Annotated in this window: 19 protein-coding genes; 7 read left to right on the forward strand and 12 right to left on the reverse strand. The window is 45.2% G+C overall.

Annotation, left to right across the window (positions count from 1 at the left end; genetic code table 11):
• Positions 1–87 precede the first annotated feature (87 nt).
• Entirely contained in the window at positions 88–1158 is a 1071-nt protein-coding gene (locus tag CHA6605_RS03105) for an ATP-dependent 6-phosphofructokinase (protein ID WP_041547500.1), read from the forward strand.
• Between the two features lie 211 nt (positions 1159–1369).
• Here the strand turns inward: CHA6605_RS03105 and CHA6605_RS03110 are convergent, their stop codons facing one another.
• The 6 genes from CHA6605_RS03110 to CHA6605_RS03135 form a co-directional block, all read right to left on the reverse strand.
• Complete coding sequence (locus CHA6605_RS03110; protein ID WP_015158090.1) at positions 1370–1612, reverse strand: hypothetical protein; 243 nt, start codon at positions 1610–1612, stop codon at positions 1370–1372.
• A 347-nt stretch (positions 1613–1959) separates the two neighbouring features.
• On the reverse strand, positions 1960–4806 hold the full coding sequence (locus CHA6605_RS03115; RefSeq protein ID WP_015158091.1) for a carboxypeptidase regulatory-like domain-containing protein: 2847 nt from the start codon (positions 4804–4806) through the stop codon (positions 1960–1962).
• Between the two features lie 472 nt (positions 4807–5278).
• Positions 5279–6079, reverse strand: coding sequence for a fimbrial biogenesis chaperone (locus CHA6605_RS03120; RefSeq protein WP_015158092.1), 801 nt, complete (start codon positions 6077–6079; stop codon positions 5279–5281).
• Positions 6080–6255: 176 nt separating this feature from the next.
• Positions 6256–6762, reverse strand: a complete 507-nt coding sequence (locus CHA6605_RS03125) for a hypothetical protein (protein ID WP_015158093.1) — start codon at positions 6760–6762, stop codon at positions 6256–6258.
• A gap of 77 nt (positions 6763–6839) precedes the next feature.
• Entirely contained in the window at positions 6840–7355 is a 516-nt protein-coding gene (locus CHA6605_RS03130) for a hypothetical protein (RefSeq protein WP_015158094.1), read from the reverse strand.
• A gap of 146 nt (positions 7356–7501) precedes the next feature.
• Entirely contained in the window at positions 7502–7981 is a 480-nt protein-coding gene (locus tag CHA6605_RS03135) for a hypothetical protein (RefSeq protein ID WP_015158095.1), read from the reverse strand.
• 670 nt (positions 7982–8651) lie between these two features.
• Between CHA6605_RS03135 and CHA6605_RS03140 the strand changes: the two genes are divergently transcribed.
• Positions 8652–9923: a helix-turn-helix domain-containing protein gene (locus CHA6605_RS03140; protein ID WP_015158096.1), complete on the forward strand. Its 1272-nt coding sequence runs from the start codon at positions 8652–8654 to the stop codon at positions 9921–9923.
• 12 nt (positions 9924–9935) lie between these two features.
• Here the strand turns inward: CHA6605_RS03140 and CHA6605_RS03145 are convergent, their stop codons facing one another.
• On the reverse strand, positions 9936–10523 hold the full coding sequence (locus CHA6605_RS03145; RefSeq protein ID WP_232432171.1) for a hypothetical protein: 588 nt from the start codon (positions 10521–10523) through the stop codon (positions 9936–9938).
• Positions 10524–10628: 105 nt separating this feature from the next.
• On the opposite strand from CHA6605_RS03145, the gene CHA6605_RS03150 reads away from it, so the two are divergent.
• Both CHA6605_RS03150 and CHA6605_RS03155 read left to right on the forward strand, forming a co-directional pair.
• Positions 10629–13160, forward strand: coding sequence for an endonuclease MutS2 (locus tag CHA6605_RS03150; RefSeq protein WP_015158098.1), 2532 nt, complete (start codon positions 10629–10631; stop codon positions 13158–13160).
• 36 nt (positions 13161–13196) lie between these two features.
• Complete coding sequence (locus tag CHA6605_RS03155) at positions 13197–13841, forward strand: Uma2 family endonuclease (protein ID WP_015158099.1); 645 nt, start codon at positions 13197–13199, stop codon at positions 13839–13841.
• A gap of 174 nt (positions 13842–14015) precedes the next feature.
• Here CHA6605_RS03155 and CHA6605_RS03160 read toward each other — a convergent pair whose 3' ends face one another.
• Both CHA6605_RS03160 and CHA6605_RS03165 read right to left on the reverse strand, forming a co-directional pair.
• Positions 14016–14363, reverse strand: a complete 348-nt coding sequence (locus CHA6605_RS03160) for a type II toxin-antitoxin system PemK/MazF family toxin (protein ID WP_015158100.1) — start codon at positions 14361–14363, stop codon at positions 14016–14018.
• Positions 14360–14623: a hypothetical protein gene (locus CHA6605_RS03165; RefSeq protein WP_015158101.1), complete on the reverse strand. Its 264-nt coding sequence runs from the start codon at positions 14621–14623 to the stop codon at positions 14360–14362. Before CHA6605_RS03165 ends, CHA6605_RS03160 begins: the two co-directional genes overlap by 4 nt.
• 558 nt (positions 14624–15181) lie before the next feature.
• Between CHA6605_RS03165 and CHA6605_RS31195 the strand changes: the two genes are divergently transcribed.
• The 3 genes from CHA6605_RS31195 (at position 15182) to CHA6605_RS03180 (ending at position 17586) form a co-directional block, all read left to right on the forward strand.
• A complete protein-coding gene (locus CHA6605_RS31195; RefSeq protein ID WP_015158102.1) occupies positions 15182–16315 on the forward strand; it encodes a pentapeptide repeat-containing protein in 1134 nt (377 codons plus the stop codon).
• Between the two features lie 98 nt (positions 16316–16413).
• Positions 16414–17013, forward strand: coding sequence for a MiaE family protein (locus CHA6605_RS03175; RefSeq protein ID WP_015158103.1), 600 nt, complete (start codon positions 16414–16416; stop codon positions 17011–17013).
• A 48-nt stretch (positions 17014–17061) separates the two neighbouring features.
• Entirely contained in the window at positions 17062–17586 is a 525-nt protein-coding gene (locus CHA6605_RS03180) for a GNAT family N-acetyltransferase (protein WP_015158104.1), read from the forward strand.
• 211 nt (positions 17587–17797) lie between these two features.
• On the opposite strand, the gene CHA6605_RS03185 is transcribed toward CHA6605_RS03180, so the two are convergent.
• The 3 genes from CHA6605_RS03185 to CHA6605_RS03195 are packed head-to-tail and all read right to left on the reverse strand — an operon-like array spanning position 17798 to position 20438.
• Positions 17798–18667, reverse strand: coding sequence for a metal ABC transporter permease (locus CHA6605_RS03185; protein WP_015158105.1), 870 nt, complete (start codon positions 18665–18667; stop codon positions 17798–17800).
• Positions 18667–19443, reverse strand: a complete 777-nt coding sequence (locus CHA6605_RS03190) for a metal ABC transporter ATP-binding protein (RefSeq protein ID WP_015158106.1) — start codon at positions 19441–19443, stop codon at positions 18667–18669. The genes CHA6605_RS03185 and CHA6605_RS03190 overlap by 1 nt, the downstream gene beginning before the upstream one ends.
• Complete coding sequence (locus CHA6605_RS03195; protein ID WP_015158107.1) at positions 19440–20438, reverse strand: metal ABC transporter substrate-binding protein; 999 nt, start codon at positions 20436–20438, stop codon at positions 19440–19442. The genes CHA6605_RS03190 and CHA6605_RS03195 overlap by 4 nt, the downstream gene beginning before the upstream one ends.
• Positions 20439–20823 lie beyond the last annotated feature (385 nt).

A 20823-nucleotide genomic window follows, 5' to 3' on the forward strand; every position in this document is an offset into this window, starting at 1 on the left:
GTCATTAACAAACTATTTATCGGTACCGAGTCTCGGATATAGATGGTAAGTTGCGCTGCAACAAACTCTCTCCTCACACTCTCGGACATGACTTCCCACAAACGGATCGGCATCCTCACCAGCGGCGGTGATTGTGCTGGATTGAATGCCGCAATTCGGGCTGTCGTCCATCGGGCGATCGATACTTATAATTGGGAACCAATTGGGATTTTTCGTGCCACTCAGGGCTTGATGGAACGCCCGATCGGTGCGGTAAAATTGACGATACCATTGGTCGATCGATTGCTGGTGATGGGCGGTACTTATTTGGGTACTACCAATAAGGGGAATCCTTTTGCCTTCCCGATGGAAAATGGCGAATTACTCGATCGCTCGCCAGAAATTATTGAAGGCTATCATCAGCTAGGGCTAGATGCGATCGTCGGGATTGGTGGCGATGGTAGTCTGGCAATCTTACGAAAAATCTGCCAACAAGGTGGCATGAACTTTGTCGCGATCCCGAAGACGATCGATAATGATGTTGGCGTAACAGAACACTCGATCGGATTTGATACCGCCGTCAATATTGCGACAGAAGCTCTCGACAGATTACATTTCACCGCCGCCAGTCACTCGCGAGCGATGATTTTGGAAGTAATGGGACGCGATGCGGGACATATCGCCATTAGTGCCGGAATTGCTGGCGGTGCGGATGTAATTTTAATTCCCGAAATTCCTTACACGATCGCTAATTTGTGCGAGCGGATTCGGCTGCGTCAACTTGAGGGTAAGAATTATTCGCTGATTATCGTCTCTGAAGCGGTGAAAACCGAATGCGGTGAAATCGTCCAGGTAGATACCAATCGCTATGGTGGGATCGGTCACTATTTAGCTACCAAAATTGCGGCGGCAAGTGGAGCAGAAACGCGCGTCACGACACTCGGACACACCCAACGCGGGGGAATGCCTTCACCACTCGATCGACTGATTGCATCGGCGTTTGGGGTAGCTGCGGTAGATCTGATTGCTGAAGAGAAATTCGATCGGATGGTAGCATGGCAACGTCGCGAAGTGATTAGTGTCCCGATCGAGGAAGCAATCTCTCAATACTGTGCCGTCAATCCGCAAAGTACCCTTGTCAAAACCGCACGCGGTTTGGGGATATATTTAGGCGATTGAGCTGAGGCAAGTGGTGCGAACCTAGATCGCGCCACTTGTCGCCAAAACAGTTGCAAAAGAGATCGGCTGGTGAAGATTCGGGCGTTGCTGAGTGCAGGTATGATTCATTCACTTACGCAATCTCTGAAATTTAGAGTAGGGGCAATTCATACCCCAAATCAGCAATGCCAGATTCGCAAATGCACATTGGGGCAGTACTCTGCTGCTGTGTTTAAGAGAAAAGTTTACAGATTTTTATTGCCAATGTAGATAGATCCATTTGAATTGAATTGCCCGAACTATAGATTTTGCCAACGATCGTCCCTGAGACGATCGCTCCCACAATTATTCCCGCCAAAAAAACTCGGAATGGAAATCTAAATTCTTGTGCGATGACATGCTCTGGCTCATCTGGATATTCATCAAAGTTTGGGCTGAACATTAGGGCATTGAGATCGATACCTTTTAGGAGCATGACTATTTAAGTTGATTAATTTCGAGTGTTGTTAAAGGTCGAGCGTACTTACGATACATAGCCGAGCGAAATGTCGTAAACGTATAAAAAATGCCAGGTGTGAGTTAAAAATCTTATCAGCCACTTGGTTTACTACTAATTATAAGCCAAAATGTAATCTTTTGACAATGGGCTGAGTGAATGCAAATATTAAATAAATCCAAATCATTGATTTAGTAAAATCCAAATTTGGCACTGAAAGCTCGCTATACGTAATTTAAATATTACTAACTTAAGCAAAATGGCTGAGTAAAAATCTAGGTTTTGTATAGCAATTACCATTCAATCGCTCAATCAAATTAATTAGTTTAGTATCGATGAATACTCGTCGCGATCGAGCTACCAATCCGATCGGGGTTGGCAATGTAAGTGTAGTTATTAAATAGATTGGGGTTAGATCGAGATGTAGGTGGGTTGGTGGTTGGGGTGATTGGTGGGGTTGGTGGGGTTGGTGGTTGAGGATTTTCGGTGGGAATATCGACGGTGAGGTTGAGTTCTTGCGAGGGTTGGGATGTAGCAGTGATATTGAGATGACCAGGGGTCGCGGGTAAGTCGCTGATAGTAAGTTTGTATTTGCCTTGTTCTAAACCTTCGAGGTAATAAACGCCTGCATCGTTGGTAATCGAACTAATTTTCGTTCCATTTTTCATGGCAGTCGCTTCGACTCTACCACCGATTACAGGCTTACCAGCTTTGTCTTGAACTACGCCTGTATAGACGTAGGCAGGTACTAACGGAACTGAAATCTTTGTGATATTGCCAGCGGCTACATCTAAGCGCACAGCATCGATCGAGCTGCGATAATTGACTGGATGTCCTGCCGGATCGATATCTACACGATAACTGTCTGGTGGTAATTTAATCATGGCGAAGCTATCGGTTGCGCTGGCAATCCGCACGGATTTGAGTGATTTGCCATTGATTTTAAATAATAAAGGATCGTAGTAAGTGGCTTCCCCTGGATCTTGGCGACTGTTGCCATTTGTATCGTAAAAGGCGGTGAGTTCCACTTGTCCGAGTGCGCGTAACTCATCAATTGCCGTATTTGTGCCTTGAATTCCCGTACTAGTGAGTAGGGTAGTCGTCAGTTCGATCGCATAACTATCTCGTCCATTTTCAGATGCGCCGCGATAACTCCCACGCAAGCGCAAGCCAGGAATTACATTGAGGTCTAAGCCAGCCACTACCCCGCTACTCAAATTATTCAATCCGTAGCCGAGTTCGGATTGCCAGACGGAACGACCATCGGCAGTTTTGTCGATCGATCGATATCGCCAGACGAGGCTGGAAAAATAGGGGCTGCTAGTGGCGGTAGCTTGACTATTGGTTTGATAAGTAGCGACGATATCATTACCAGTATCGGAATTTCCGCCTAAGTTGTAGGCAAGTTGCGTGGTTGTGGCTGATTCATTGATTTGACTGCTCAGTTGCCACCGCTCTAGGCGTTGACTGGCACCGAGTTTGAGTCGCGCTTGGCTGTCGATCTCAGCATTGAGCGAGGTCGAGCTATTGCTCCCAGTCGCACTGTATTGTCCGCCGACACTCAAGCCGCGCTGACTATCAAAGTTACTAGTCGCCGTAAAAGTGGGACTGAGTTTCCAGTTGGCATTGGCGCGAGAGGAAAACTGGTCGGTATTGGCGGTGAGAAAGAAATCATTAGAAGGACGATAATCGAGCCGCCCCAAAATATCCCATTGTTTGCCCGTCGTGGCTGAAAAGGCAACCTGGAGCGGTGTATTATTCGGTTGCCAAAAGACCTCGGCTACACCTAATACTTCGCGATCGAACGCCGTCCCCACACCGACTGTCAGCGTCTCATTCAAACCGCGCCGATAGAGTACGCCACCCTGAACTGCATCAAAATCACCAAAATTTCCCGCTGCAATCCGATTGCCACCTGCGGACACCACCAATGCCGATCCACCTGTCGGTAGTTGTCCTGGTGTAGTAATAAATTGGGCGGGACGAATTTCGGGATTGGCGGTAAGTAGACCATTGGGATAGATCAGTACGCGATAATCTTGCCCGAAGATACTGTCGATTCCATTACCGACGATAATATTGTCAAAGCGATAAATCCCCGAACTATCGACGAGGATCTCTTGGAGTGGGGTAATTTGCGAACCGCGTACCAACTGTACTAGCGTCCCTGGGACAGCTTGCCCGACGATCGATCTAGCTACTCGCGAAGATTGTAAACGATCGTTGACGGAGAAATCCGCACCAAATAATTGCACTGATGGGGTAAAGCCCTCACGCCAAATACTCGTACCGCCCCAATAAGTACCAGTCGCGCTGCTCTGTCGCCGCCAGAAGGGGATCTGGGAACCGAAGACTAGATCCGATTGGGGGCGTTGGCGAATGATGACCCCATCGGTAATATTCCAATTTCCAGGTCGATCGAGTTGAGGTTGGTCTACCTTGATATACCAGTTGGCATCAAAGATGTTCCCAACGGCTTTTAATTCGCCTTGGGCGGTGCCACCAGAACTAGATTGGCCGGAAACGTTCGTGCGCTGCTGGATCGCCCCTAAGCCCCAACCGATCGGTCTAGCAACAGGTAAACCATCGACAACGATCGGCTGTTCTACGATACTCGTACCACCATCTCGATCGATCGTCGGTACTAATAAATCGATAGCGTATTTATTGATATCGAATTTGGCGGTCAGCCCTGGAATCGCGTTCAAATCTCTAATCGCGATCGTTCGACCCAATTGTCGATCTTTACCGATTTTATCTGGTGATAGTAGATATTTAAAGATCGGCGAACTAATTTCAATCTGTCCGGTTGGTAGCTCTTTGACCTTAAACTTTAATGCTTCGATAACTTCATCAAATGGTACCAACCACCCCTCAAAGTTAACCGCCTTTTCACCATCTTCTTTACCTACGACATTAATGCTGGGCAGGACATTTTTCCCGTTAATATTTAAACCGACAGGTAATGTTCGATCGCCTTCAGGAATGACGGCGGGTGTGATGGGTTTATTTTGAACGATCTCTTCTTTGGGTCGATCGGGTGTTGATTGGGCGGCGACGATCGGAGCTAGGAGGATAACTAGCTGACTGGCGAGAATGAGTGTTTGTGATAAAAATCGACAGTGTTTAAAAAAATGGTGAAATGACGATTCACCATTGCAAAATTCAGACATTATCTTAAAGTTGGCATTTGATATTATCTAGCAGTATTTATTTGTTTCAAAATGATTGGACATTGGTGGGCTGCGTTTGGAGATCTGAATCCCCCTAAATCCCCCTTGGGAAGGGGGACTTCCGGAGCGCATTTAGCCCCCCTTCCCAAGGGGGGTTGGGGGGATTCAGGGATTACGCGCTCACAAATTGTGTGTGGATGCTGGATTGATGGAATCCCCCTAAATCCCCCTTGGGAAAGGGGGCTTTCGGAGAAAGCGTGTCAAGACAGGGGAAAAAGATGGCGCGAATACCTTAACAAAAACGGTATTAGTTATTAGTCCCAATATTAAAAATTATGATATCAGAATGAGAATATCCACCGATGCTGCCAAATGACTAAAAATCCGAGTCAGAGATCGATATTATTGCTTAAATTCACTCTATGTTCGAGTGAAGATCGAGAATAAACTAAATCGCCCATCGACTAGACAACTATTTAGTAGGTACTGTCAAAGGTAGAGAGAAAGGCACTTTTTTTCCATCACTGTTACTAATTTCACCTATCAAATCATAGTTTCCAGGTGCTAATTTAGTTTCTGTGGGCATTTTGAGATCGATTGCCCGTTCTCTACCTGCTTGTAAAACTATCCCCTGAATTTTATAACTAGTAACCTCTACATTGCCCTGTTTCAATGACCAGGCAACTTCTGGATATGCCGATGCTTGACCTTCATTCTTGAGTAACAATCGCGGCTTCTGGGTTTCAGAATTCCAGTTTACACTTGCCCCACTTAATTTAGCCGTACCACTACCTTTCGAGATAAAAAAGATCGAACCAATTTGCGGTCTGATGATAGTAATGTATTTTGTTTTGGGATCGGTAACTTTCCGTTCGGTCAGATCTTGGGTAAATACTGATACTCGATATTCTCCATCCGGTTTACTCGGTGGAATCGTGATATTTATTCGCACATCTCTAGTTACTCCAGGTGCGACTACTACTTCTTTAGGCGAGAATTGGAGATAGGGATTGGCACTATTCGGATGAGTCGCAATTCTCTTGAATCCAGTCTCTCGATCGTAATCAAAATCCTCTGCATAAATTCGCGCACGTAAGGGCGTATTCCCTGAATTAGTTACAGAGAAACTTGCTCTAGCTTGGGCACCTTTAAGTTGGGCTATCGTTACTAATGGGGATACAGTAATTGATATAGATTGAGCGATCGCCTTAGCGGATAAAGCAAAAACAGTCAAACCACTAACGATCGATACGATCTTATATATTTTATTCATATATTGGAAATTATATTATTTTGATTTTATCTTATTGTAAATAATATAGTAATTACTAAGTTATTCAAAAACCATTTACTTTTTAGCTGATTGTCAAACAAGCACAGTCAAAACCATTTCTGGTATTCTGACTGTGCTTGATAGAGCTAATTAATTAGCCATCGAATTGAGTTCGATTAGGGAGTTAAAGTAGGAGTAACTACTACTGAGTAAGCACCTGCTTTTAATAATTTAGTGGCTGGCGCGTTGACTTCAGATGCAATAAAAGCATCATCTCCAGCAGCTTTGGTAACATCTCCAGCACTAACAGTAGCTGTAACAGGAGTTGTTGAGTTGTAAGCAGCTAAACCTGCATAAATACCATTACCACCACTGGTGAATCCAACTTTAGTAGTTGTACCAGTTTGAATAGTACCAGTACCTGTAAATGTAACGGTTGGAGCTACCGTGATAAGATTGAGAGTACTAGTGTCTGAATTACAAATAACGTTGATTTGACCTGGTGTTATAGTAGAGATAGATGTAACGGCACCAGTCGCATTAGTCAGTGAGCCATCAATTACCTTGGTAAAAGTACAAGATGGAGCTACACTACCACCAAAGCTAACAGTCTGAGCTTGAGCGGAACCAGCGAAAGTAGAAAGTACACCAGCAACAGCCGCGATAGTTAGAAACTTTTTCATGATGAGACTATTTCCTGTATGGATAATGTGTGAAAAAATCTAGAGTTATGAATGCAGATTTAACGACAGATCGATTACTAAGGAACGATCGTGGCATCAACTACAACAAGGTAGTCATTAGCCGTTTTCAAGAGCTTTCCTAATGGCGCATCAACTCGCACCTGAATTCGACCAATATCACCACTAGCGTTAGTAACAGTAGGTAAACTAACTACGATCGGATTTATTGATGGAACTGTAGCAGGCAGATTGGCTGTGCCAAATACGCCACCACCACCATTAAATCTAATCTTGGCAGTACCGTTATAAACTTTAGTGCTGCCACTATTAATTGCTAGGGTAAGAACACCAGTCGCAGTGTTGCATTTGACTTGAACGATACCTCGATCGCCACCAGTAGCCACCAACGCAATAGCGGGGAAATTGCTAAGTTCTTCACTTAGACTTCCATCAGTAACGCTATCGATCGTGCAAGAAGCAGCAACCGAACCAGAGAAGTTAACAGGAGTAGGCGCAGCTTGAGCCACGTTCCCGTAACAAATCGTTGTTAAACCCACAACAGCAGACAAAGTTAATAATTTTGCTGGACGCATATATTTGTTGCTCTCGTTCGGGTGAAACTCCCCATCGACAAGCGATAAGAGTCATTTTGCAACCAAGCCTCACAGCTATAGTCGCAGGAATTTTCGTAACTACGAGAGTTACTACTAGCACCGAACTAGATGGCAATGCCTGGGAACTAGTTAAATACAGCAGTTAAGACCAACTTGTAGTCCCTTGCTGCCTTCAACAACTTGCCGCTCGGTGCCACGATCGCCACTCGGATGCTACCATTACCTGACTGAATGCCTTGGGAGCTAATCGGTACAGAAATCGTACTCGTCGCGGGATTGGTAGTCGCACCTGCTAGCACCCCAGACTGACTCACAAACTGCATCTTCGCCCCACCGTTGTAAACGACGGATGGATTCAGCGTCAGTAGCAAATTGCCAGAAGCATTGCCCCGACAACTGACAGCGATCGAAGCTAAACCCCTCAAACCCGTTGCCGGATTGGAATTAGGTAATAGTTCCTCAGCGATGAACCGATCGATTTGACAGGTGTTGTCATTGCCATTTTGGGCGATTAACCCAAACTGTTCGGATCGAGCGATATTTTCTTGACTCATCCACAACCAACTAGCAACAGCAACAAATTGGATAAATTGCGACCGATACATAGCTGAGTGTGGGCGATGAAGCCAGAAAGAAGTTTTGTAACAATGCAACAAACCTATAGAGTTGTTACTCAAGGTGAGTTATTGATACAATAGAAATTCAATGTTTTTGAGATCGTGTGTCAGCGAGAGAATTGGCAACCATCGGAGTGCGAGACCGCCCTTCGATCGAAACCGCTTTTGTCGATCGCTGCCTCACCTTTGCTCCAAACAGGCTGAATACCTCTTGTATAGCTAGGTTGGACTCAGATCGACAACTGACATCCAACATAATACTTCTACGATCGAGAAAATGTCAGTACTGAAAAGTACTCTATGTAGCAAATTTCAGTATTTATTAAAGATTTGGCGGAGATTTCTGCCTTCTTCTCAGTACTTTGTATGAGCTTTGCAGTAGCTTTCGTTACAAAAGGTTTGTGTTTTCCTATTTAGATTGGCAAAATCTCGGCATTGCCGCCGATCGATTGCTAGCAGATAATAAATCGGGCGATCCCCTCAGTATCGGGAGATCGAGTGCATAATCGATGGCAATCTATCCGTAGCACTCTAAGAGTATAGTACTTAAAAGTACTTTTGAGATGCAGAATTTTCAATTTGACTTACTCGATGTTGCTGAATCTGAGGTAGTTAGATCGATCCTACACTGTCTTAATTAAGTAGCTCGAACATCAAGGTGAAACTCGCCCAAGCATTTATCATTCTCGATCGGATTTCGATCGAGCAACGCGGTCGTAGACTAGATCCGATCGAAATAGAAATTTTGACTGTAGCCTGGGAAAACCAGCCATATCAGAGTATTCAAGCATACCAAGAGCAAACAGTCAAAAATCGAGCAGCACAACTGTGGCAAGATCTATCGCAACTGCTCGATCTCAGAGTTAGCAAACAAAATGTCCGTCAGATCCTCACCGCGCTAGATGCCGAGTCACTACTTGGGACGATCTCGCTAGCAGTCGAAACTGTTGGCAAGTCGCGATTCTTTGGGAGAACTGCCGAACTGTACCAGATCCAATCGACGATCGAACTAGGCACCCATCAATTTATCTGGTTGTATGGAATGAAAAGCATCGGTAAAACGGCGATCGTTCGACACTTTATCGCCCAATTTTTAGAAAATTTAGTCCCAAAATTCGATCGAGTGGTCTGGATTTCGGTTGACAAAACTTCCTCATTGACCGATATTTTAGTAAGTGTTCTTCGATCGTTAGATAGTAGAGCGGCTAAAACATTGTCAGATTTGCATACAATGTTTGAAAAAATATTGCTGATTTTACAGAATCAGCGATGTTTATTAGTATTAGATAACGCCGATTCGCTCTTGGAAGCTAACGACCTAAATGAGTCAAAAGATCGCCCAGCAAATCTCAACTTTCTAGAGCTATTCGATCGGGCAAAACATCAGAGCTGTTGCATTGCGATCGTCGATCGATCGCCACCACAGATCGAGTCTGGGAGCAGTATTAGAGCGATCGAAATTGCTGGACTCGATCGCCGATCTAGCCAAAGACTGCTCGAACATAGCGAACTCGTCGGTACGTCTACAGACTGGGATCTCCTGGTGAGTAAATATCGCGGCAATCCCCAGGCACTCAAGCTGATTGCCAATACGATTAGAGATATATTCGATCGCGATATTAGTAAATTTTTAGCTGCCAATATTTTGGTGTATTCTCGAATTGAGAGCATATTGTCAGAGCAACTAAATCATTTATTGCAGTCAGAGATTGCCTTTTTAGCATATTTATCTCGTCAACAAGAGCCGCGATCGCTCGATCGGATCGTCACGGATCTGGGATCGTCGATCGTCGAGACAGATATTATTAGGACTTTAGATAAATTAGTATGTCGATATTTAATCGATGCTAAAGATGGTGAATTCTCTGTACCAGAATCGATCGGCGAGTATGTGAAGATGCGGTATCCAGAAATTAGTTCGAGCTGGTAAATCGTAACAGCTTTAGCTCATTTCCAGTTTGCCCAATTGAATTAAGCTTTCTAGATCTTCAATACTGTTGCGATCGTAAGTCTTAATTATATCTCTGACTCGAGCTAAATCTGATTCGTCAGCCTGTCCTAGCATCCGACTGATATCACTAATGTCAGTCGTTCTACTGGCTGCTAGTTTCATCAAAATTAGGTAGGGTAGATCGATGACTGGCTGACCGTCTGGGCTAAATTTAGGTTGCGAGAGAGCTAGTTCGACCCAAGGTCGATCGCTGGTGAGGATATCTAGGACTGTTTTGTCTGGCAATTCCCAAGATGTACCGCCAATGCTGAGTTCGCCGATTTGTGTAGCTTTGGTGGCGAGGTCGGTGTAGAGTTGGGTCGATCGATCGGTATGAATGAGGATATCGAGATCTAGGGTAAATCTTTCTGGCATGTAGAGTCGAGTTGCCACGCCACCAACAATAACGTAAGGTACGGTAATTAGCTTGCTTAAATTAGTCACTGGATGAGTCCAAGTTCGAGTCTTTAGGAATGCAACGGTACTGCCAGCACCTGGGGAAATCCGGCGACGGGTTATTTCGATAAATTTTTTTCTCATTTCAACATTCATCGATTGTCATCCCATTAACGTCATAAATGCTGGAGAGCCGTAAATCTCTAATTAGCAGGATCTATAATAGTTATAAATGCAATCAAGTGTAAAGTGACGATTCAGGCAGAGACGTTAGAGTTATTAGAGTGGTCGCGATTGTGTCAGCAGGTAGCGACATTTGCAGCCACGAAGTTGGGTACGATCGCCGCGAGAAATTTGGTAATTCCCCAAAGTCCGAGTGTCAGTCTGAATCTCCTCGCTCAAACCAAAGAGGTGTATGACTTAGAAACTCGCTTGACAGGTGGATTGTCGCTAGATGGGATCGAAGATTTTGGCGATGCTCTCGAACGCGCCGCCGTCCAGGGAATGCTGTCGGGGAAGGAGTTACACGAGATCGCGACAACTCTAGCAGGAATGCGGAAGTTACGCCGCACGATCGACAGTGAAGAGAATATCCCCGTGCTTCAGGGATTAGTCGCAGACGTGCGGACGTATCCAGAGTTAGAGCAAGATATTTATCACTGTATCGACGATCGTGGCGACGTCACCGATCGATCGAGTGAGAAATTAGCCCAAGTCCGCGTGCAGCTCAAAGGCTTGCGCGATCGCATTTACAAGTTTCTCAATAGCCTGATTCAGCGTCAATCTAATGCCATTCAACAGCCACTAATCACCCAACGGGGCGATCGATTTGTCATCCCCGTTAAAGCGTCTCATAAAGATGCCATTCCTGGTGTAGTTCATGATAGCTCTGGCAGCGGCTCGACTCTATATGTCGAACCCCAGCAAATTATCAATCTCGGCAATCAACTCCGCCAACTCCAACGCCAAGAACAGCGGGAGATCGAAGCCGTACTGATGGCTCTAACTGCCAAAGTCACTGAAGTCGTCGAAGATCTCGAACATTTGCTCGTAGTCGCCACCACGATCGATCTCGCTACAGCCAAAGCGAGATACAGCCTGTGGTTGGAAGCTAATCCGCCTAGATTTGTCGATCGCGCCGCCAGCGAATATATCACCCTGCGCCAACTCCGCCACCCCTTACTGATCTGGAAACACCGTCACGAAGAAGGCTCTCCCGTCGTGCCGATCGACTTATCGATCCGTCCAGACATCCGTGTAGTCACCATTACAGGACCCAACACGGGCGGTAAAACCGTTACCCTCAAAACCCTCGCGATCGTCGCCTTAATGGCCAAGGTGGGGCTATTTATCCCCGCCCGCGAGCCAGTCGAGATCCCTTGGTTCGACCTCATTCTCGCCGACATCGGCGACGAACAATCTCTGCAACAAAGTCTCTCTACTTTTTCGGGACATATTCGCCGGATCGGGCGGATTCTGGATGCGATTGGGGAAGAGGGCGGGGAGCGGGGAGCGGGGAGCACTTCGACTACGCTCAGTGTAAGCGGGGGAGACGAGGAGATGGGGAGCGTGAGGGACGACGAGGAGACTATCGATCTCCAAGTTAGCCACTCTCCCATCCACCCATCCACCCCTTCTTCCCTGATTCTCCTCGATGAAGTCGGAGCCGGAACCGATCCCGCTGAGGGGAGTGCGCTGGCGATCGCCTTGTTGCAATATTTAGCCGATCGAGCGATGCTGACGATCGCGAGTACGCACTATGGCGAGTTAAAAGCTCTCAAATATCAAGACAGTCGCTTTGAAAATGCCTCTGTCGAATTTGATGATGTCAATCTCGCGCCAACTTATCGCTTATTATGGGGTATCCCCGGTCGATCGAACGCACTGTCGATCGCCCAAAGATTGGGCTTGAATCCCGAAGTAATTGAGAATGCCAAATCTCAGGTAATTTTGGGCGCGACGCAAGAAGTAAACGAAGTGATTGCTGGACTCGAAGCACAACGGCGCACTCAAGAAACCAAAGCCAGTGAAGCAGCTAATGTCTTAAAACAAGCCGAAGCATTCTATCTTGAAGTTTCCCAAAAAGCCGCGCAATTGCAAGCACGAGAACAAGAACTCAAGGTAAATCAAGAACGCGCCGTTCAAGCCGCCATTGCCGAAGCCAAAGGCGAAATCGCCCAAGTAATTCGCCAACTCCAACAAGGCCCCCAAACTGCCCAGGCTGCCCAGCAAGCCACCTCAGAACTCGATGGCGTCTCCAGCCGTCGCCTGCCAGCCAAATCGACCCCCAAGCCGCCTGTAGGCTTTAATCCCAAGGTTGGCGATCGCATCCGCATCCCCAAAATCGGGCAAAAAGCCGAAGTCCTGAGCGAAGTAGACGATAACGGCAATCTCAATGTCAAATTCGGCATCATGAAAATGAATGTCGCTCTAGCTGACATCGAATCTTTGACGGGTGAAAAAGCCACCCCACCACCAAAAAAATCTGGAGCTAAAGTTCCCGGTACGGCGGCTCCCGCCGCCCCACCAGTGGCAATTCGCACATCGACAAATACAGTAGATGTGCGCGGACAAAGAGTGATGAATGCCGAGACTGAAATCGAACGCGCGATCGGTCGAGCGTATCAATCGGGTATTATGTGGGTGATTCACGGTAAAGGTACGGGCAAACTCCGCGAAGGAGTCCATGAATTCTTATCTCATCATCCGCAAGTCTTGCGTTTTGAATTAGCAGGCGAAAAAGATGGCGGCGGCGGTGTCACGATCGCTTATCTTAAGTAACCAGAATTGTGCGCTAAAAGTAGAGGAGGAAAATCGATGGTTGCTTTTATACCCACTGTCGCACCACAACTCGTAGGCGAACGCCGAGTGGTTTTTAAAAATATTACCTGGCAAGGTTATCAACAACTGCTAGGTATTTTGGGCGAACGACGCTCTGCTAAGCTGACATTCGATCGGGGAATTCTAGAAATTACGATGCCATTAGAAGAGCATGAATTTTCCGGTCGTTTAATCGAACGAATGATTCTCATTTTAGTAGTAGAACTGGGATTAAAAGTTAAGACAATGGGTTCGACAACACTCGATCGATCGGATTTAGATCGCGGTGCTGAGCCAGATAACGCTTACTACATTCAAAATCAATCTCTTGTCGCTGGGCGTAAAGTAGATCTAGCCACCGATCCGCCGCCCGACTTAGTTGTGGAAGTCGATATCACCCATACCGATATTAATAAGCCAACTCTCTATGCAGCAATAGGAGTACCAGAATTTTGGCGATATAACGGGCAGGAATGGCGAATATATCAACTTCAAGGCGATCGATATTTAGAACTATCTTATAGCCCAACTTTCCCGATGGTATCGAAAGAAAAGCTCTATGAATTCTTAGAAGTTGCTCAAACAGACGAAGTAGCGGCTGAGGTCGATTTACGTCAATGGGTAAGGATCGATCGAACCTAAATCTTAAATTTATATCATCGATTTGCTCAGTTTCCAAAACGCCCTGAACTATAAGTTCGGGCTAAGAGCAAAAGTTCGTTAAAACAAACTGATTAATTTGGTAGGGTGGGCAAATTGTAGGGTGTGTTATCCCGGAGAGTAACGCACCAAAGATAATATCTTTAATCCAGTCTATTATTTAATTAAGAATACATCTACCAAGACTCGATCGACATTTTCAATTAATTGCAAACCCAAGCTGCCCAGTTTTCTTTTAATTAATTGTTTTTCTAATGTTACAATCCGACTAACTCGTACTTTAGATTTAGATTTTAATCCCGTTTGTGCGAACTCTGGATGCTCTGGATCGATGATTAGTTCGTCTCTACTCACTCGCTCCAGATTTTGAGAGGAAATAAAGCAGAGAGTAATGTCTTCCCCTTCTGGCTGCACGTATAGAACGATTGCTGGGCGGAGTTTTGTTTGGCTTAGATCTGTAAATGGAAAAGGAACCAATACCACATCGCCTTTGGCTAAATTCATGATACTGGTTCCCCATCTTCTATCGTATATAGATCGGGTTCGTTCTCCAGAAAATCAAAAGATCCACCCATCTGTGCTAGATTGGCAATCTCTCGAACTGAAGGATAGTTCAGATTTTCTGTCGCTTTTTCTTCACCAGATAGTTGCGTCGTCACCGCAGAATCAAAAAATAATCGCTGCGTGAGTAAATTCTGCTCTGCTTGGGGCAAGGATTCAATTAACTCAATTATCGAATTTACCAGTTGAGTATTTGTTGCCATAAATTATTTTTTTCAGAGTGTTGTACCGAAAAATCCGTGTTAAAATCTGGACAAGGCATTTTCATGACAAACTCCCCCTCAGTCATGGCCAAGGAGGTGAGTTTTATGTATTTTGATATTACAGGACACGTTTTCCTATTTCTAGGCTACGCGTTCTTGGTTCTCGCATACTTCCACGGTATGTAGAGCCATAAACAATCTATATTTTTCTTACTTAAGCCGTATTCTGGCAGGAATGCGGTTTTTTGTGAAATCCTAAATCTCTTTGTGATTTCACAAACTTATATTGTCAACAGGTGTTTACAACTTATATTGACAATAGTATCAGAGAAATAATAGATAGTCGAGCATGACTATATTATTTAATTAATATATATTTACCATCGAACAAACACTTTCAAGAGTAGAGCAAATTAAATCGAGCTTTAAAAGCCTTATTTAGTGACACTTTCCTGTTATGGCTCTCTAAATAACCCCATCTCACCCAGACTAAATCATTAAATACTCGATATTTATAATCTTTGATATAATTATTGAGAATCTAATATAACTTACGCAATGGAAGGCGCGGACTTTCTCAAACTAGAGGAACTGATTTTACTAGCGATTGCGGGTAAGTCGGAAATTTATGGACTAGAAATAGCTACCAGCATCGCCAAAGCTAGCGAAGACAAGGTTCAACTAAACTATGGATCTCTCTACCCATATTTAAACCGCTTAGAGAAAAAGGGCTATATTACCTCCCGTTGGGAAGAGGAGAACGAGCGTAAAGGAGCGCGCCGGAAATATTATCAAACTACCGATAAGGGAACGCATAGCCTAGACGAAGCCATACTCATCCGTCAGCGATTGCGGCAACCAAACGATGTACCTGTGGCAATCGCTAGCCAGATTCAGTCAGAAAGAGATGTAGATAAATTGCTCAAAATCTTGCAGCATCCTGAAGAAAAAGAGAGAATTTGGGCAATATATGAGTTACAAAGTGCAATTGAAGTCAATCCAGAGCTTCATTGGGAAATTATGCAAGCTCTAGCTACTTTTATTCGTACTAATTCTCCTGAAGATAAGCAGGGCGAGATCGAGTCTGACATACAGGAGGCTTTAAATGTTATTGGTAACCGAAATATAGATCGAGATATTCCCTTGAGCTTGATAGATCTAGCTCAAACTAACCTTATACGAGCCAACCTCAAAAGAGCTAACCTCCAAGGAGCCAACCTTGAAGGAGCAGATCTCGAAGGAGCCAACCTCCAAGGAGCCAACCTTAAAAAAGCTAACCTCAAAAGAGCTAACCTCCAAGGAGCCAACCTTATGATAGCCAACCTTGAAGGAATCAACCTTGTAAGAGCCAACCTCGAAGGAGCTATCCTCATAAGAGCAAACCTCGAAGGAGCAAACCTTGAAGGAGCAAACCTCGAAGGAGCTATCCTTTTACTAGCAAACTTCAAAGGAGCCTATCTCTCAAAAGCCAACCTCCAAGCCTGCCATGGACACGCTAACTTTGCAGGAGCATACCTCTCAAAAGCCAACTTTGAAGGAGCAGATCTCGAAGGAGCAAATCTCGAAGGAGCAAACCTCCAAAGAGCCAACTTCTATGAAGTTAGAAATCTAACGATTGAGCAATTACATTCTGCTAACAACTGGCAACAGACGTTGAACATACCCAATGATATAGACCAAATACCTTTTTAACTGCACAATTTTTGGGGTGTCGATCGCCAATTCGATCTCATCCCTAGATTGGTATAGTAAAGAAGACGATCTCCCCTCGACACTATTAGTATTCGCTGATGACTGCTACTGCCAACCCGACGATTAATGCTTTGTGCGAACCTACTTCAGCAGCTTGGCTCGAACAGGCTCTAGGTAATATCGATACCATCTTGCTCGATCATTCGCATTGCGAGCGCAAAGCAGCCAGCACCGCCGTCAACATGATGTTCCGGTATCCATCCAATCATAAACTCGTTCGGCAGCTCACCGCGATCGCGCAAGAAGAATTGGAGCATTTCGAGCAAGTCAATCAAATTCTCGAACGGCGAGGTATTCCGCTAGCTCCCCTCAATGCACCGCCTTATGGCAAAGGCTTAATGAGTCAAATTCGCCACCAAGAACCACACCGATTGCTAGATTCATTACTAATCTCTGGCTTGATCGAAGCGCGCTCTCACGAACGATTGGGATTGCTCGGTACACATCTCCCCGATCCAAAATTAGCTGCATTTTACCGCAGCCTGATGGCATCGGAAGCGCGTCATTTTGGGATTTATTGGTTATTAGCAGATACTTATTTCGATCGCGAAATCGTCCAATCCCGTCTTGCCGAACTTGCCATCTTTGAAAGTCAGTTACTTTCTACTCTCTATCACGAACCAAGAATTCATAGTTAATTTAGGGGATAGGGGATAGTTAATTTAGTGAATAGTGGATAGTGAATAGTGAATAGTAGATCGAGGATCGATCGATATCAAAATTACATTATTAGAGACTGGCAATCGGACGATCGCATTGCGGCGGCAGAAGTTATTAAAAATGCGTTAGCGGAATATGGATTGGGTTGGGAGCCAGATGGCGCAGATCGGGATGTCATAGATGTAGAAAAATATTATCTGGATCGCGGTGGAGAATTTTGGGTAATTGAAGACAACGGCATTATTATCGGGACGAGTGCTTATTATCCCTGTCTTTTTCAATCTTCTGAGCCAGAAAACCTGGGCGAGCAGGCGGTAGAAATTAGAAAAATGTATCTACATTCCAAAGTCAGAGGACAGGGTTTAGGCAAGTATTTGTTATGCAAATTAGAACGAACGATATTCGATCGCGGATATCGAGAGATTCGGATCGAAACGGCAAGTGTTTTAACCGCAGCAGTCAAATTATACGAATCGAATGGCTATGTGCCAGTTACGGATGTAGAGACATCTCGATGCGATCGAGCCTATGTAAAATTTATCGATAAATAATATCAAATCTGGTTGATAAAACCGATCGATCTTGCCCCCACATCCAGTCTAGGCTGTCGATTTTACGATCCTGGTGCGAGCTAGTAGTCTACGGCATATTTGGCGGGGAGCGGGGAGTTGGCAAAAAATAGTAGCTTCATTTCTGCCGTCTCGTCCTAGATATCTCCTCACAAGAGAGCCTATAGGTTTCGACGATCGATTACCGAGCTAATTACTTCTTTTTTATAACTGCAACCGCTCGATCTTCGCGTGATTTAGCTAATAAGCCATGTTTGGGTGCAAATATCATCGCAATGATAAATAATAAGGTTTGCAAAACGACGATGCAGCCGCCTGTCGAGCCGTCGATATGGTAACTAATATACGTTCCCATCACGCTCGAAAATATGCCCGATGCCATCGCAATTAACATCATCATATCGAACCTGTCGGTCAATAGATATGCCGTCGCTCCAGGCGTTACTAACATCGCTACGACGAGAATAATCCCTACAGTTTGCAGTGCCGCGACGGCGGTGAGGGAAAGTAAAGATAATAAAACGTAGTAAAGGAAAGTGGTATTTAAGCCGATCGATCGAGCGTGAGTAGAATCGAAGCAAAATAGCATCAAGTCTTTGCGCAAAATTGCCAGTACTACTAAAGTAATGCCACTAATAATTACGGTCTGGACGATATCAGCATCGGCAATTCCCAAGACATTTCCAAAGAGAATATGCGTCAGATCGATCGAGCTGCGCACTTTAGAAATTAAGACTAAACCTAATGCAAAAAATCCGGTAAATACTAACCCAATGACCGTATCTTCTTTAATTCTAGTTTGAGCTTTAATAAACCCGATCGCAATGACCGAGCCGACGCCAAATACAAACGCACCAATGGCTAGGGGGATGTTGAGCATATAGGCAACAGCCACCCCTGGTAACACCGCATGAGAGACAGCATCGCCCATTAGCGACCATCCTTTGAGGGTCATATAACAAGAAAGTGCCGCACACACCATTCCGACTAAGGCACTGACAAAAATTGCCTTCACCATAAACTCATATTGCAATGGTGCGGCAAACCAGCTAATTAAATCCATTATTCTAGCTCCCGATTTGTGCTATTTAACTGGCTGGTAAGGTTCGATAAATCTCCAAGTGAATTATCGAAGGCACGGGCAATATTTTCTGGAGTAAATACATCTGAGGTATTACCATATGCCAGAATACTGCGATTGATGAGAACCACTCGATCGCAAAATGTTTTAATTGAGGCTAAATCGTGAGTTGAAATTAGAATTGTATGTCCGCGTTCTCGCAATTGGAGGAGTAAGTCAATTAACATTTTTTCGGTCTTGACATCTACACCTGCAAATGGTTCGTCTAATAATAAAACTTGGGCTTGCTGCGCTAGTGCCCTAGCAAAAAATGTCCGTTTCTTTTGCCCGCCAGATAATTCGCCAATTTGTCGATCGCGTAAAGCCCACATCTGCACGCGTTCTAAGCTTTCTCTAACTGCTTGCTTATCTCTAGATCCAGGAATTCGCAAGATATTCATATATCCATATCGCCCCATCATCACTACGTCGGCAACGCTAACGGGGAAGTTCCAGTCTACTTCTTCGGACTGGGGTACGTAGGCGACGAGATTATTTTTCTGCGCTTTATGAATCGGTAACCCGTTAACTAAAATTCTACCAGTAGCGGGTTTGACAAACCCCATAATTGCTTTAAATAGAGTCGATTTTCCCGCTCCATTCATCCCCACTAGCCCACAAATCGAACCGCTCTGAAGTTGCAGCGATGCACTATGAAGGGCGACTTTACCGTGATAAGCAACAGTTACATTTTTGATGTCAATTCCAATTGCGTTCATTTGATTGTCATTCCCTTTATCAGCATATTAATGTTGTATTCCAATAGTTTTAAATAAGTTGGCGCGGGGCCATTCGGTGGGGAGAGCGAATCGACATAAAATACACCGCCAAATTTTGCACCTGTTTCTTTGGCTACCTGTCGCTGCGCGCGATTATCGACGGTGCTTTCACAAAATACGGTGGGAATCTGTTTGGCTCTGACGGTATCGATGACTCGTTCGACTTGTTTGGGTGTGGCTTGTTGTTCGGCGTTAACTGGCCAGATGTAGACTTCAGTGAGTCCATAGTCGCGGGCAATGTAGGTAAATGCACCTTCGCAACTAACTAGGTAACGTTTGTCAGCCGGAATCTTGGCAACGGCTTGTTTGAGTTTGGTATCGAGTGCCCGAATTTGTTGGCTGTAAGTTGCGGCGTTGGTGTCGTAGGTTTTGGCGTTAGCCGGATCGATTTTGCTCAAAGCTTTACGGATGTTCTCGACGTAAATCAGGGCGTTTTTGGGAGACATCCAGGCGTGAGGGTTGGGTTTACCTTTGGAGGCATCGCTGGCAATCGAGACTGGTTCGACTCCCTCGCTCAGGGTAGTCTGGGGTACTTTGGGCAAACTGTTGTAAAATCTGGCCGCCCATCGTTCTAAATTGAGGCCGTTATCCAAGATTGCGGTTGCGTTTTGTCCTCTGGCTAGGTCGCTGGGGGTGGGTTCGTAACCGTGGATTTCAGCACCGGGTTTGACGATCGATTCTACGTTTACTTTATCGCCTGCAACGTTGCGTGCCATGTCGGCGATGACGGTAAAGGTTGTTAAAACTACTTTACGATCGGTTGGTGTGGTGCGGTTGGCTGGTGAGGTGCAGCCGCTGAGCCAGAGCGTCAGTAATAATGCCAGTCCGGCGATTGTCTGTTGTTTGGGGACGGCTATGTTGAGAGGCTGCCGCGATCGATGGGTGTCGGCTGTGGGTTTATTCCAGGCGTAGTTTAGTCCGAGTTTACGACCCATGACAACGTTTCATAATTATCTCATATTTCTAAAGTTAACATAATGCTAAGAAAAATGAAATGATTATGACAGAGATCGCGGCTCGTAACTAAGCTATGTCAGTCAACTTCCCGCTCACCGCTGCGTTATTCCACAATGTGATTCAGCAACGCCAGTGGCGTTGCTGGATTGAAGTATGAAACCATCGGTAGGGGTAATTCATGAAGCGATCGAATCCGCAATTCTCAATTCTCAATTAACTAACCCAAGTTGCTAGTTACTAGAGAGCCAACGACTAGAAGTCGTGGCTAATGCTGCAAAGTCCGCCTACGCGGACTGAATTATTAGTCCGCGTAGGCGCAATACGGTTCGGTTAATAATTCAGTCCGCGTAGGCGGACTTTGCA

The sequence above is a fragment of the Chamaesiphon minutus PCC 6605 genome (assembly GCF_000317145.1).
Taxonomy (GTDB): domain Bacteria; phylum Cyanobacteriota; class Cyanobacteriia; order Cyanobacteriales; family Chamaesiphonaceae; genus Chamaesiphon; species Chamaesiphon minutus.